The following is a 13427-nucleotide window of genomic DNA, read 5'->3' on the forward strand; positions in this document are numbered from 1 at the left end:
TTCCTCCCTTGATGCGGTGGGGTCAGTCGCCCAGCGCGATCCCTTCGCGGCGCGGGTCTGCCCCGCCTTGCAGCGTCTCGCCAATCTCAATCGCATGCAGGCCCGAGTTCAACCCCCGCACGTTCACTTCAAAGCCAAGGGCTTCAAGTTGCGGGGCCAAGTCGGCGGCGGAGGTGCCCTCTTCAAAGTCATAAGTGCCGAAACGATTGACCGCATGGGGCAAACTGACCGCCTGTTGCACGTCCATGTCCCAATCCATCCACGCTATGATCGACTTGGCCGTATAGCCGATAATCCGGCTGCCGCCGGGCGAGCCGATGGCCAGCACCGGCGCGTCATCCTTCATCACGATGGTCGGCGACATCGACGACCGGGGACGCTTGCCCGGCGCCAGCGCATTGGCGATCGGCACGCCGTCCACATGGCTGCGGAAGCTGAAGTCGGTCAGTTCGTTGTTCAAAAGGAACCCGTGCACCATGAGGCGCGAGCCAAATGCATTTTCGATAGTCGTCGTCATGGAGGCGACGTTGCCGAAGCTGTCCACGATGGAAATGTGCGAGGTTGAAGGCAGTTCGAGGCTTTCGTCATCCGCCCAGTTGCGGCTGTGATCGAACGCAGGATTGCCCGGTGCGACCTCGGGCAAGGCCGCTTCGCCCCCAGCAAGGCGGCCCTGTCTTCGAGATATGCAGGATCAACCAGCCCAGCGGTGGGCATAGGGACGTGATCGCTGTCGGCCATGAACCGGCCCCGATCCGCAAAGGCCAAACGCGACGCATCGCCGATCAGCCGCCAGCTTTCCGGGTTTTCCGCCCCAAGTTCCGCCAGATCATAGCTGTCCAGCATCCCGAGGATCTGCCCCACGGTCAGCGCACCGGACGACGGTGGCCCCATGCCGCAGACATCGTGATCGCGATAGGTGACACAGACCGGTGGGCGTTCCTTGACCTGATAGACCGCGAGGTCAAGTTCGGACAGCACACCGGGATTGCTGGGCGCAAACTGCACCGCCGCCATGATATCCTGCGCGATCTTACCGACATAGAAGGCGTCAGCGCCCTCTGCCGCCAGCAGGCGGAGCGTGTCGGCGTAAGGTTGGTTCTTGAGGGTTGTCCCGGCAGCCAGCGGAGTGCCGCCCGGCAAAAAGTATTCTGCGGTTACGGGGAAGGTGCTGAGCCGTTCGGCATCGCCTTCGATCATCGCGGCAAGGCGGGGCGACACCTCAAATCCGTCTTCGGCAAGGTCAATTGCGGCTTCGAACAGGCTGGACCACGCTACGCTACCCCACCGCAAATACGCCTCCTCCAGAAGAGCAGGTGTGCCCGGCGTGCCCACGGAACGGCCGCCCACAACCGCATCGAAAAAGCCCATCGGCTCGCCATCCTCGGTCTGGAACAGTTGCGGCGTTGCCGCCAGCGGTGCGGTTTCGCGCCCGTCGAGCGTGGTCAGTTCCTGCGTTTCGGCATCATACCAGACCAGAAAGGCACCACCGCCCAGGCCCGACGACTGCGGCTCGACCAGGCCGAGAACAAGCTGGACCGCAATCAACGCATCCGCAGCCGTTCCCCCCTTGGCGAGCACTTCGACCCCCGCCTGCACGGCGAGCGGGTTTGCGGCAGCCACCATGTAGGTCTCTGCCGTAACCGGCTGCCCGGCGTCTTTGGCCTCTTGAGCAGCCGCAATGGCTTCCGTCGTTGCAACGGCAATACCGGTCGTGGATCCTTCGGGTTGGACGGCATCCGCCGCCTGCTGGGCCAGCGCGGCCCCCGCGATGAGGGTGAAGGCAACGGTCAGGGAAAAGCGCATTGGGTCCTCCTTTGGCGCAGGCTCGGCAGTCGGTTTGGCAATCGGAACCGGGCGAACAGGCCGCCCGGGGCGTCACAGCATGGACGGCACAACCTGGTCCGGGGGCCGGTGGCCGTCATCGAAGGTCTTGATATTGATAATGACTTTCTCGCCCATCTCGACCCGGCTTTCGCGGGTGGCGGAGCCCATGTGGGGCAGAAGGACAACGTTGGTCAATTCGCGCAGGCGGGGGTTCACCTCGGTCCCGTTTTCGTAGACGTCAAGGCCAGCGCCCGCGATCTCGCCCGCGCGCAGCATCCGGGTCAGCGCGTTTTCGTCAATCACCTCCCCGCGCGACGTGTTCACGATCACGGCGTCGGGTTTCATCAGCTTCAGGCGACGCGCATTCATCAGGTGAAAGGTCGACGGCGTATGCGGGCAGTTGACGCTGATCACGTCCATGCGAGCGACCATCTGGTCCAGGCTTTCCCACCAGTTGGCCTCAAGCTCTTGCTCGGTTTCGGGCCGCAGGCGACGTCGGTTGTGGTAGTGCACTTGCATCCCGAACGCCGCGGCCCGGCGGGCAACCGCCTGTCCGATCCGGCCCATCCCGAGGATGCCCAAACGCCGACCGGCGACACGGCCGCCGAGAAACGCGGTGGGCGCCCAGCCGTCCCAAGCCCCGGATTGCATGGCCGCCAGCCCTTCGGGCAAGCGGCGCGTCACGGCAAGGATCAGACCCATGGTCATGTCGGCGGTATCATCCGTCAGCACACCCGGCGTGTTCGACACCAGAATGCCGCGCTGCCGAGCGGTCGATACATCAATATTGTCTACACCTGCGCCGTAGTTGGCGATCAGTTTCAGCCGCTCGCCCGCCTGCCCGATCATCGCCCCGTCGATGGCGTCGGTGATCGTGGGCACAAGGACATCGGCGGTTTTCATCGCTTCCACGATCTCGGACCGCGACATGGCTGCATCCTTTTCGCGCAGGGTGACATCGAACAGCTCACTCAGACGCGTTTCAACCTCGGCTGGCAACCGTCGCGTAACGACAACACTCAGACGTTCCTTTGGCATTGCGCCCTCCCCGGTGCTTGGCCTTGGCCTGCGATTTTGGCATGGTGGCGGATGTGAGCACGAGGCACAAGAACCTCGGCCATATCAAGAGGCGCGTGATGAGCGGAAAGTTCCCGATGATTGCGGTGTGGCGGTTCATTCTGTCGATGCTTGTGGTGCTGGGCCTGACCCTGCCGCTGATGGCGCGCGACACCGGTCCTGTGACCAACCTGCCACTGCCCCGCTACGTGTCGATGAAGGCCGCCGAGGGCAACGTGCGCCGTGGCCCATCGCTGACCCACCGCATCGACTGGGTGTTCAAACGCCGCGACATGCCCCTGCGCATCACCGCCGAACACGGCCACTGGCGCCGGGTCGAGGACCGCGACGGTCTGGGGGGTTGGGTGCACTATTCCCTGCTGTCCGGCACCCGTACCGTGATCGTGGAGCAAGACATGCTGACCTTGCGCAGCAAGCCAGATGCCGTTGCACCTGTCACAGCGGCCCTTGAGGTCGGCGTAGTTGCCCGGCTGGGCAAATGCGGTCCGGAATGGTGCCGCATCAGCTCCGGCGGTTACCGCGGCTGGGCGCCCAAGGCGCGGCTATGGGGTGTGGCCATGGACGAGTTGCGCGACTAGGCCAACGTGGCAATCACGCGGATTTCGACAACGGCGCCGTGGCGGCGCAGCCCCGCAACCTCAACCGCTGTCCAGGCGGGGTACGGATCCGACAGATGCTGCAAGCGTACTCTGTCGAACAGGTCAAAATGCGCGCGCAGTCCCACATGGTAGCTTGTCATCTCGACCAGCGCATCCAGGCCCAGATCCGCCTCGGCCAGCACCACGCCGATCTTGTTGAAACAGGCGTGGAACTGCGCCTCTTCGCTTTCGGGCATCGCTCCATCCGGTGCAGCCCCCGTCACTCCGGTCAGGAAAACGTGGGTTTGGGATACAATTCCCGGCGACATGCCCGCACGGACACAGGCATCGCGCAGCGCGGGCGGGATCAGAACCTGTCGTGTCATTGGAACTCTCCTTGCTCTTGTCGGTAACTCGGGTAGCATCCCGCGCAACGCCGCGTGGCGCATTGGAAAAGACCATTGAAATGAAATGCATACAATACTCTCGCTTTGGACCGGCTGCCGACGTTCTGACACTTGCCGAACTGCCAACACCTGACCCCGCAGCAGGCGAGGTGCTTGTCGAACTCAGCTATTCCGGCGTGAACCCGTCTGACGTCAAAGCCCGTGGGGGGACACGGCCTGGCGCGACAAAGCCGCCCTTCGACCAGATTGTCCCGCACAGCGACGGCGCGGGCCGCATTGTCGCTATCGGAGACGGCGTGCCCGCGGATCGGATCGGCCAACGCGTGTGGATCTGGAACGGGCAATGGCAGCGTCCCTTCGGCACGGCGGCGACGCATATCTGCCTGCCCTCGGACCAGGCGGTCGATCTTCCTGACGGCGTGTCTGAGCAAACAGGCGCGGTGCTGGGTATTCCCGGGCTGACGGCGGCGCAGGCCGTCTTTGGCGGCGGCGCGGTCGCGGGGCAAACCGTTCTGGTCCAAGGAGGTGCTGGAACTGTTGGCCTGCTGGCCGTGCAACTTGCCAAATGGGGCGGCGCGCGGGTGATCGCCACCGCGCATGGTGCGGGTATGGAGCGGGCGGAAGCCGCGGGGGCGGATGCTGTGCTCGACTACACCGCCCCCGATCTTGGCGAAGCAATCCTCAATGCAAACGAGGGCGCGCCTGTCGAACGGATCGTTGAAGTCGAATTGGGCCAAAACATCGACACCGATGCGCAGGTGATCGCGCCCAACGGGTCAATTGCGGTCTATGGCTCCGCGCGCAACATGACCCCGACGCTGCCCTTTGGACCGCTGCTGTTCAAAGCGGTCACGCTCGACGTCCTTTTGATCTACCTCCTGCCCAAAGCGGAACGGGATGCCGCCATCGCCTATCTGCACGATGCGCTCAGCGAGGGCGCACTCACCTGCCCCATCGCGCAGGTCTTTCCCTTGGCCCGCACCGCTGCCGCACACGAAGCGGTCGAACGTGGCGGTCGGGACGGCGCTGTTCTGGTCGAGGTGCAAGCATGATCCGCCTCCTCGCCGTGCTGATATGCCTGTGTGCCACACCGATCTGGGCGCAGGACACGAGCCAACCACAGGGCACCATCACGGTCGCAGACAGCGCGACCCAGGACGCCGCCATTGCCGTGCGCATCCGCGACATCCTGGGGGAGCTCGACGGGTTTGATGGCGTCACCGTCTCGGTATCTTCGGGCATCGTCACCCTGCGCGGCACAACGGTCGATGCCAGCACGGCCGTGCGCCTGAATGAATTGGTGGGCCGGGTCGAAGGGGTCGTGGCGATCAACAACGAAGTCACGGAGACCACCGATGTGGTTGCCCGGCTGAACCCGGCGGTCGAACGTTTTCAGGCCCGCATCACGCAGGCGATCGCCCTCCTGCCCCTGATTGCCGTTGCTGCGCTGGCCTTTATCTGCGTGCTGACCTTGGGGATGCTTTTGGCGCGCGCGCGCAACCCGTGGGAGCGGATCGCGCCAAACGCATTTATCGCTAATATTTACCGGCAGGTGGTGCGCATCCTGTTCTTTATCGCGGGCGTGGTCATCGCGCTCGACATCCTCGGCGCGACCGCACTGCTGGGCACGATCCTCGGCGCTGCGGGGATCGTCGGCCTGGCCATCGGCTTTGCCGTGCGCGACACGGTCGAGAACTTCATCGCCTCGATCATGTTGTCCATCCGCCAGCCCTTTCGTCCCAATGACGTCGTGGAAATCCAGGGCGACATCGGCAAGGTCATCCGCCTGACCAGCCGCGCCACGATCCTTCTCAGCTTTGATGGCAACCACATCCGCATCCCGAATGCGACCGTGTTCAAAAGCCGGATCGTGAACTATTCCACCAACACGGAACGGCGCTTTAGTTTCGAGATCGGGGTGAGTTCCGACGCGGATCTGGCCGATGTGCGGCAAATGACGGAAGAGACGGTGGCGGGACTGCCCTTTGTTCTGGCCGAGCCTGCGCCGATGTCGTGGATCGAGCGGATCGGGGATGGCGCGATTTTTCTAACCGTGACGGGTTGGATTGACCAAGAGGCGACCTCGCTCGTGCGCGCCAAGGGCGAGGCGCTGCGTCTGACCAAGGCGCGCATCGAAGGCGCAGGGATCGAAGTGCCCGATACGACCTACCGCGTGCAATTGTTGGGCGGCCTGGCACCCGCGACCGAAGCGGCCCGCCCTAGCCCGCCCCCCTCCCCGACCAAAGTGCCCGACGTGCCAGAGGTTGCCGCCGCCGACGTGACCGACATGTCGGAACCCGGACTGGACAAGCTCGTCGATGCCGAGCGCAGCGACCCCGACGCCCCCGATTTGCTGACTGATGCGGCGCCAAAGGAATAGTAAGGATTTTGGCCCAAAAGGGCTTGCGCGCGCCGCGAGCCCGCTCTAATTAGCGCGGCACGTTGGGATGTAGCTCAATTGGTAGAGCACCGGTTTTTGGTACCGTAGGTTGTAGGTTCGAGTCCTACCATCCCAGCCATTTCAAGTCTTTTATGTGTCGCCCGGCGAAAACTGCAACTCGTCCGGCTATCCACAAAAGAGAACGCCGTGACCTTACCCGATAGCGAACCCCGACAACTGGGCTTTCCTGATGATCGACCACTCGGTCGGTCTTATGCGATTCCTCAGCTCGATCAATCCCATGCAGATGAAGCACGCCATCCTTAGCCAAGGCGTGCTGAGCGGAGCCTTTGCGGAGGTCAAGCGAGGCAGGCCGAGTGCTGCGGTTAAGATTGGCGGAGTCGGCTGGAGCCCGTCCGCCAAGCGATGTGTGTGGTCTGCAAGTGTTGTAGTCGATCCAACCGACAACATCATTTCAACGCCGGTCCCGGGAGAGACAGGGCCGAACATCGTTGCAGTCAGGCCAAGTGAGCCGACACCGATCAATCCCAATTCAGATGAGGCGACACAACGCGGGCATCGGCGAGAAAATGACTCTGCCCGGATATTGGGGCAAAACGGCTTTGACATCATTCAGAACCCGGCGGTCGACGGGCCAAAGCACTGAAAGCCGCGAAAACCGCGTTATTGCCATTCGAGGCAAATCAATGGGTTGGACACTGTTCGCGTAGATACAGGAGAAAGTCCCATTCCTAGGGACAAGTTGCCTGCGGCTCTACATTCGACAAAAGTGTTAGTGGCGGACCGAGGAGGATTCGAACCCCCGACCCCTTGATTCGTAGTCAAGTACTCTATCCAGCTGAGCTATCGGTCCACTGGCAGGCGGTCTAGTCCCGCGGGAAAGGGTTTGCAAGGGGGTATCTGAGCAAATCCGTGGATCGCGTCAGATGTCTTCGCCTTTTGGCAGTCGGATCGAAAAGACAGTGCCCTTTGGTCCCGTCCGGTCCAGTTCAAGCGCGCCGCCGTGACCGCGCACCAGTTCCTGCGCAATGGCCAGGCCCAAACCTGTCCCGCCTTTGGCGACGCCCCCCTGGAACGGCTGGAACAGATGTTCCTGCGCCTTCGGCGGCAAGCCGGGCCCGGTATCGGCAATCTCGATCCACCAATTGTCTGCATCCTCATAGGCAGACACATTGATCTCGCCCGGCTTGCCTGTCGCGATGATCGCCTGCCGCGCATTGCGCACCAGATTGGACACGACACGAAACAACTGCTCGGGATCTGCGCGGAGTGAAAAGAGCGGCGGGATGTTTTCGCTCAGCGACAGATCGTGATCGCCAACGGCCAGCCGTTCGCTGTCCAGCACATCGGCCACAATGTCATCAAGGGTAAAGATCATCAGCGTCGGGCTCGGCTCCTCCGCCTTGCCAAACGCGAGCGTGCTTTCGCACAAATGCACGGCGCGGGTCATCGAGTTCACCAGCTTCGGTGCCATGCGGCGCACGAGCGGGTCTTCGGACGCTTCGATCCGGTCGGTGAAGAGCTGTGCAGAAGTAAGGATATTGCGCAGATCATGGCTGATCTTGGACACTGCGCTGCCCAGTTGCGCCAGACGATCCTTCTGCCGCAGTGCGGAGATCAATTCGGTCTGCAAACTGCGCAGCGCTTCTTCGGCCTCTCGCAACTCAGTCACACCGGCGTTGGGCGTGATGATCCGGCGCGCGTCTTCAGGGGCAGCGGCATAGCGCTGCATGTGGCCCACGACGCCGCGAATGGGTTTCACAAGAATGGCCCGCACTGCAATGAACAGCAGCCCCGCGGTAACAATCGAAATGACCGCCGACAGAACAAGGATGCGAATGCCGTAGTCGATCATGGCCATGCGCAGCGGCCCGGTCTCCATCGTCACCTCGATCAGCAGCCCCGCCTCGCGCGTCGGTGCGCCGATCACGCGGATCACCTCGTTCTCCGGCTCCAAAATCCGCATCAGCGCGTCGCGGATCAGCACAGGCGCCGTCCCGTCGCGCAGATCAAATGTCGCGTCGATAGGCTGCGGCATGGGCGAGGCCAGCATCAGCTGTCGCACCTCATCCCGGCGCAGCACCACGTTGAACACGCCCGCGTTCTCGAGCAACTCCTGCTCAAGGTCTCCATCAATCATATCGTCAGCCAGCAGGGCCAGCGATGCAATCTGTGCGCGCTCAAGGCGGTTTTGCAGATATTCCTCCCGGAACCGCGCGATGGACGGCACAAAAATCAAAACCTCCGCCAACATCACGAAGATGGTCGTCAGGATCAGAAACCGGCCGGAGAGTGAGTTCATCATCGTGCTATGTGGTCAGGGAATGAGCCGTTGCACAAGTCCCACGACCCGCTTGACGGCAGCGCTTTCGAAAAGGCGCGGGCTGAAATATGCACCGGCTGCGCGCTTGTTGACCTCACCAATGGTCGGGTAAGGCGACACCATGGCGGCGACCTGGCTCATCTTCATGTTGTTTGCGATCACAAGCGACCACAGGTTAATCAATTCACCCGCCTGATGCCCGGCGATGGACACGCCAACGGGCCGCCCCTTGACCACCATCACCTTGATCAGACCGTCGGTCTTGCGTTCGGCGATGGCGCGGTCGTTGTGATTGTAGTGAAATCGCACCACCTCCAGCTTGGCACCATGCGCATCCTGCGCCTGTGCCTCGGTCAATCCGACCTGCGCCAGCTCTGGTTCCGTGTACGTGGCCCAAGGGATATGCGCCGTCTTGGCCTTGGACGGCAACGCAAACAGCAGCGACCGGATGATGACACCGGCATGATAGCCCGCCACATGGGTGAATTGCAGCCCACCCGCAACATCACCCACAGCATAGACGCGGCGGTTTGTTGTGCGCAGGCTGTCATCCACCTTCACCCCAGTCCGCGTCGTCTCGATCCCAGCCGCCTCAAGGTTCAGCTTGTCGGTGTTCGACTTGCGACCCACGGCCACAAGTAGGTGCGACCCGGCAAAGCTGCGCCCGTCCTTGGTATGAACGGTAACGGACCCTTCGCCCCCTTCGATCTTCTCGGCCAAGGCCCCTTCCACAATCTCGATCCCCTCGCGGCGCAGGTTGGTCAGGACCACATCGGCCATCTCGGGATCATCCTTGCCCAGCGCGGTGTCGCCTTCGATCACAGTGACCTGCGATCCAAGACGTCGGTGCGCCTGCGCCATTTCCATCCCGATGGGACCACCGCCGATGATCAACAAGTGCTCCGGGCGCTCGCGCAACTCCCAGAGAGTCTCATTTGTCAGATACGGGACGCTGTCGATCCCGTCGATGGGCGGCACAAGCGGGCTCGACCCTGTCGCGATCACGATCCGCCGGGCCTTGATGACCGTCTCGCCCGCCTGCACTTCCGTCTCGGAAACAAAGTGACCGAACTCCCGGATAACTTTCACACCCAGCCCCTCGAACCGCTCCTGGCTGTCGACAGGTTCGATCTGCGCAATCACCTGCGCCACGTGATCCTTCGCCGCTGCGTAATCGACCTGAGGGGCCGCATTGGCCACCCCGTATTCGGCGCTGTGGGTCTGGCCATACGCCGCCTTGCCACTGGCAATCAGCGCCTTGGACGGCACGCAGCCATAGTTCAGGCAGTCGCCGCCCATCTTGTGCCCTTCCAGCAGGACAACCTTGGCGCCCATCTGCACGGCGCCTGCCGCCACGGACAGCCCCCCGGACCCGGCGCCGATGACCAGAATATCAGTCTTGATGCGTTTCATCTGAATTACAGACCTTTCTTGCCCGTCACGGCCTTGACCACCACCGGCAGCAGGGACAGCGCCGCCAACCCAAGAATGGGCAGCAGGATGTGGGGTTCAAAGATGATGCCGAGGTTCGGCGTCTCGCCGCGGGCGAACACTTCGCCCAGACCGGCCCCGACCGAAGTATAAACGACCGACCCCGGAATGATGCCCAGGAAAGTCGAGATCACGTAGCGATGCAGCGGAACCTGCATGAAGGCGGGGACAAGGTTGGCCACAAAGAACGGCACGACCGGCACCAGACGGATGACAAACAGCATCGACCATTGGTTCTCATCAATGCCGTCCTTGATCTTCTTGATCGTACCCTTTGACGCTTCCATGCGCTGGCCCAGCGTCTCGCCAAACCCATGGCGGGCCGCGAGGAAAATGATCGTCGCGCCGATGGTCGCTGCCGTCACGGTAAAGACGGACCCGAACATGGTCCCAAACAGGAACCCGCCTGTCAGCGTGGCAATACTCGCGCCCGGCAAGGAAAAGCCCACGATCAGGATGTAGATGCCAACATAAACCAGCGCGGTCAGCAGGTAGTTCGCATTGCGAAAGTCGATCAGCGCCTCGCGATTATCGGCCAGCGTCTGGAAGCTCAAGTAGTCGCGCAACGTGAAGGCGCCAATGGCCGCAACGATCAGGATCCCGATCAGCGGCAGGTTCCGCATCACACTGGATTTGCTTGGTTGGCTCATGTCCGTCATACCGTATCCTTTGATCGCGCCGCGATTGCCCGACCCACCTTGGGCCCGGTGTGACCTGAAAATGCGCCCGCCGCACGCGGCAAAACAGGCTCTTCACGCCCCGTTGAACGGAATTGCCCATTTCCGTGAGGTTTCTTGGACGCGGCACGCGCTATTGAAACATACCGACCGGCTTCGGCCCCGATTTGTTGCAAGCATGCAGAATTTCAGTGCCCAAAGGGTTTACTTGGCAATGTCTCCGCTTTAGAGGACGGGCTTCGAATACTGCCCCAACCCGAATCCGCGGGATGACGGGGCCAACAGATCCGGAGCCAATGCGATGAAACGCACTTATCAACCTTCGAACCTCGTGCGCAAACGCCGTCACGGTTTCCGTGCCCGCATGGCAACCAAGGCTGGCCGCAAGATCCTCAACGCCCGCCGTGCCCGCGGCCGGAAGTCGCTGAGCGCGTAAGCTTTCCCCGAAAGGGATGACAATGACCCCGCCGGAGGCCGCTTTGCCCAGCTTTGACGCTGGCGAAGACATGCCTCCGGCGGGGCCTTTGCGTTTTGAGACATTGAAGAAGCGCGCCGACTTCCTGCGCGCTGCGCGCGGGCGCCGCGTGGTGATGCCCGGCTTTATCCTCCAGTCCCGCACCCGCAACGACGATGGTCCGATCCGCGTCGGCTTTACCTGCTCCAAAAAAGTCGGCAACGCCGTCGCCCGCAACCGAGCCAAACGCCGCCTACGCGAGGTTGCCCGCCACGTGCTTAGTCACCGCGGCAAACCCGCCACCGACTACGTGCTGGTGGGTCGCGCCGATATCACAGCGACCCGCCCCCTCAACCAGCTGATCAGCGATTGCAATGCCGCCATGGACCGTCTGCCATGACGCCCTTGGCCTTTATCGTCTCCCTGCCCGTCCGCGCCTACCGGCTGGTCCTTTCGCCCTGGGTCGGTTTCAACTGCCGCTATCAACCGACCTGCAGCGCCTACGCCATGGAGGCCCTCGAAAAACACGGCGCCATCAAAGGCACGTGGCTGGCCATCCGCCGCATCGGGCGCTGCCATCCCTGGGGCAGCAGCGGCTACGACCCGGTGCCGGACTGCAAATGCAAGCGGGACGATCCTTGAAAGATCAACCTGTGGACAAAAGCGTCACTGCTCTTTCTCAAACGTGATGATCACATCACCGATATCCACACCCGCCCGCTTCATATACGCCCGATTCAACAATCGGTCGTCACTGAGCAACCACATCCAATCATCAAACATCACACGCAGTGTCCCATCCGGCACCGGCAAATCAATCGTATACTGCCAGTTAAACGTATCGCCCATCTCCTGCCCCGTGGCGGTGCCGATGACACCGGGCGCCGTCCCCTGCCAACTGTCGGGTCCGGTCTTGGTCAGGGTCCACTCCCGCCGCTCGGTGCTCTGATCCTCATACACAAAGTCCTCAACCAGTGTCAGCGTCCGCCCATCCCACGTGCCCTCGATGTCCACGGTAAACCGACGGCGCACCGTCCCAAACACATCCTGAAACTGGCCATAGGCCGTAAGCCGCCCGTCAAAGAACTCCTCAAGGTTCAGCTTCCGCTCCGACAGCACTTCATCGACAAGCGACGGCTTGCCCGTGCATGCCGCCAGAACCAAAAGCCCTATCGCCAAGATCATCCACCGCATCGCACCGCCCCTCAATTGTTTGACAGGAATACGGCCCCCAAACCCTTTTGGTTCACGCAGGCCCTGGTGTAAGAGGGCGCAACCCCAGCCCACGAGGTGGCCCATGCTTGACGACAGCGACGACATTCACCCCCTCTTTGCGGGCGCGCCGACGACCACCGAATTCAAAAAACTGCGCAAACGGATCGTCCGTTACACGCGCGAAGCGATCGAACAGTACGGCATGATCGAACCGGGCGGCAAATGGCTGGTGTGCCTGTCTGGGGGCAAGGACAGCTACACCCTACTCGCCGTGCTGCACGAGCTGAAATGGCGGGGCCTCCTGCCGGTCGAGATACTGGCCTGCAACCTCGACCAGGGCCAACCCGGCTTTCCCGCAACCGTGCTGCCCGAGTTCCTCGAACGGATGCAGGTGCCCCATCGCATCGAATACCAGGACACCTATTCCATCGTGATCGACAAGGTGCCCCAGGGCCGCACATTCTGCGCCCTCTGCTCGCGTCTGCGGCGCGGCAACCTCTACCGCATCGCGCGCGAGGAAGGGTGCACAGCAGTCGTCCTGGGCCACCACCGTGACGACATTCTCGAAACCTTTTTCATGAACCTCTTTCACGGCGGACGGCTCGCGACGATGCCGCCCAAGCTGGTGAATGAGGAAGGTGACCTCTTCGTCTACCGGCCCCTGGCCCATGTGGCCGAGGCCGATTGCGAGAAATTCGCGCGGGCCATGACGTACCCCATCATTCCCTGTGACCTCTGCGGCAGCCAGGACGGCCTGCAACGCCAACAGGTCAAGCAAATCCTCGACGGGTGGGAGGCCAACAGCCCCGGGCGGCGCCAGGTGATGTTCCGCGCGTTGATGAATGCACGACCCTCGCACCTGCTCGATCCGAAACTGTTCGACTTCGCGGGACTTGTCCGCGGGTCCGAACAATTTGAAGAAAAAAACGTGAACATTCCTGATGTGCGTTAAGCGCTGACTCACTTTGACTTCCTACTTC

At 62.2% G+C, this 13427-nt stretch carries 14 protein-coding genes, 2 tRNA genes and 1 pseudogene; 9 read left to right on the forward strand and 8 right to left on the reverse strand.

The genetic code is table 11. From position 1 onward, the window contains the following. Positions 1–22 precede the first annotated feature (22 nt). Together ggt and BWR18_RS12870 are read right to left on the reverse strand one after the other, a co-directional pair. Positions 23–1803, reverse strand: a pseudogene (gene ggt / locus BWR18_RS12865) (gamma-glutamyltransferase). Positions 1804–1875: 72 nt separating this feature from the next. After that, entirely contained in the window at positions 1876–2862 is a 987-nt protein-coding gene (locus BWR18_RS12870) for a 2-hydroxyacid dehydrogenase (RefSeq protein ID WP_076628781.1), read from the reverse strand. A gap of 146 nt (positions 2863–3008) precedes the next feature. On the opposite strand from BWR18_RS12870, the gene BWR18_RS12875 reads away from it, so the two are divergent. Continuing rightward, positions 3009–3479 carry an SH3 domain-containing protein gene (locus BWR18_RS12875; protein WP_254684979.1) on the forward strand — a complete coding sequence of 157 codons (471 nt, stop codon included), beginning with the start codon at positions 3009–3011 and terminating at the stop codon, positions 3477–3479. Here the strand turns inward: BWR18_RS12875 and BWR18_RS12880 are convergent. Next, a complete protein-coding gene (locus BWR18_RS12880) occupies positions 3476–3865 on the reverse strand; it encodes a Rid family hydrolase (RefSeq protein WP_076628782.1) in 390 nt (129 codons plus the stop codon). The two genes, BWR18_RS12875 and BWR18_RS12880, sit on opposite strands and share 4 nt — an antisense overlap. Before the next feature lie 80 nt (positions 3866–3945). On the opposite strand from BWR18_RS12880, the gene BWR18_RS12885 reads away from it, so the two are divergent. From BWR18_RS12885 to BWR18_RS21690, 4 genes are all read left to right on the forward strand, one after another. Continuing rightward, complete coding sequence (locus BWR18_RS12885; RefSeq protein ID WP_076628784.1) at positions 3946–4938, forward strand: NADPH:quinone reductase; 993 nt, start codon at positions 3946–3948, stop codon at positions 4936–4938. Beyond that, positions 4935–6266 carry a mechanosensitive ion channel family protein gene (locus tag BWR18_RS12890; protein WP_076628786.1) on the forward strand — a complete coding sequence of 444 codons (1332 nt, stop codon included), beginning with the start codon at positions 4935–4937 and terminating at the stop codon, positions 6264–6266. Before BWR18_RS12885 ends, BWR18_RS12890 begins: the two co-directional genes overlap by 4 nt. A gap of 63 nt (positions 6267–6329) precedes the next feature. Beyond that, positions 6330–6405: transfer RNA gene (locus BWR18_RS12895), tRNA-Gln, on the forward strand. Between the two features lie 111 nt (positions 6406–6516). Continuing rightward, complete coding sequence (locus tag BWR18_RS21690) at positions 6517–6933, forward strand: hypothetical protein (RefSeq protein WP_157598758.1); 417 nt, start codon at positions 6517–6519, stop codon at positions 6931–6933. A 130-nt stretch (positions 6934–7063) separates the two neighbouring features. Here BWR18_RS21690 and BWR18_RS12905 read toward each other — a convergent pair. From BWR18_RS12905 to BWR18_RS12920, 4 genes are all read right to left on the reverse strand, one after another. Beyond that, positions 7064–7140: transfer RNA gene (locus tag BWR18_RS12905), tRNA-Arg, on the reverse strand. Between the two features lie 69 nt (positions 7141–7209). Continuing rightward, a complete protein-coding gene (locus BWR18_RS12910) occupies positions 7210–8592 on the reverse strand; it encodes a sensor histidine kinase (RefSeq protein ID WP_076628790.1) in 1383 nt (460 codons plus the stop codon). 12 nt (positions 8593–8604) lie between these two features. Continuing rightward, positions 8605–10023 carry a dihydrolipoyl dehydrogenase family protein gene (locus BWR18_RS12915; RefSeq protein WP_076628792.1) on the reverse strand — a complete coding sequence of 473 codons (1419 nt, stop codon included), beginning with the start codon at positions 10021–10023 and terminating at the stop codon, positions 8605–8607. Between the two features lie 5 nt (positions 10024–10028). Continuing rightward, the gene (locus BWR18_RS12920) at positions 10029–10760 is read right to left on the reverse strand and encodes a TVP38/TMEM64 family protein (protein WP_076628794.1); all 732 of its coding nucleotides are present in this window, start codon (positions 10758–10760) and stop codon (positions 10029–10031) included. Between the two features lie 319 nt (positions 10761–11079). Between BWR18_RS12920 and rpmH the strand changes: the two genes are divergently transcribed. The 3 genes from rpmH to yidD are packed head-to-tail and all read left to right on the forward strand — an operon-like array spanning position 11080 to position 11874. Continuing rightward, positions 11080–11214, forward strand: coding sequence for a 50S ribosomal protein L34 (gene rpmH, locus BWR18_RS12925; RefSeq protein ID WP_005980833.1), 135 nt, complete (start codon positions 11080–11082; stop codon positions 11212–11214). Positions 11215–11236: 22 nt separating this feature from the next. After that, entirely contained in the window at positions 11237–11632 is a 396-nt protein-coding gene (gene rnpA / locus BWR18_RS12930) for a ribonuclease P protein component (RefSeq protein WP_076630306.1), read from the forward strand. Next, positions 11629–11874 (forward strand): membrane protein insertion efficiency factor YidD, encoded by a 246-nt coding sequence (gene yidD, locus BWR18_RS12935; RefSeq protein ID WP_076628795.1) that lies wholly within the window; start codon positions 11629–11631, stop codon positions 11872–11874. The genes rnpA and yidD overlap by 4 nt, the downstream gene beginning before the upstream one ends. A 24-nt stretch (positions 11875–11898) precedes the next feature. Here the strand turns inward: yidD and BWR18_RS12940 are convergent, their stop codons facing one another. After that, on the reverse strand, positions 11899–12426 hold the full coding sequence (locus BWR18_RS12940) for a DUF3833 domain-containing protein (protein ID WP_076628797.1): 528 nt from the start codon (positions 12424–12426) through the stop codon (positions 11899–11901). A 103-nt stretch (positions 12427–12529) separates the two neighbouring features. On the opposite strand from BWR18_RS12940, the gene ttcA reads away from it, so the two are divergent. After that, entirely contained in the window at positions 12530–13399 is an 870-nt protein-coding gene (gene ttcA, locus BWR18_RS12945; protein WP_076628799.1) for a tRNA 2-thiocytidine(32) synthetase TtcA, read from the forward strand. Positions 13400–13427 lie beyond the last annotated feature (28 nt).

The sequence above is a fragment of the Tateyamaria omphalii genome (genome assembly GCF_001969365.1).
GTDB lineage: Bacteria > Pseudomonadota > Alphaproteobacteria > Rhodobacterales > Rhodobacteraceae > Tateyamaria > Tateyamaria omphalii_A.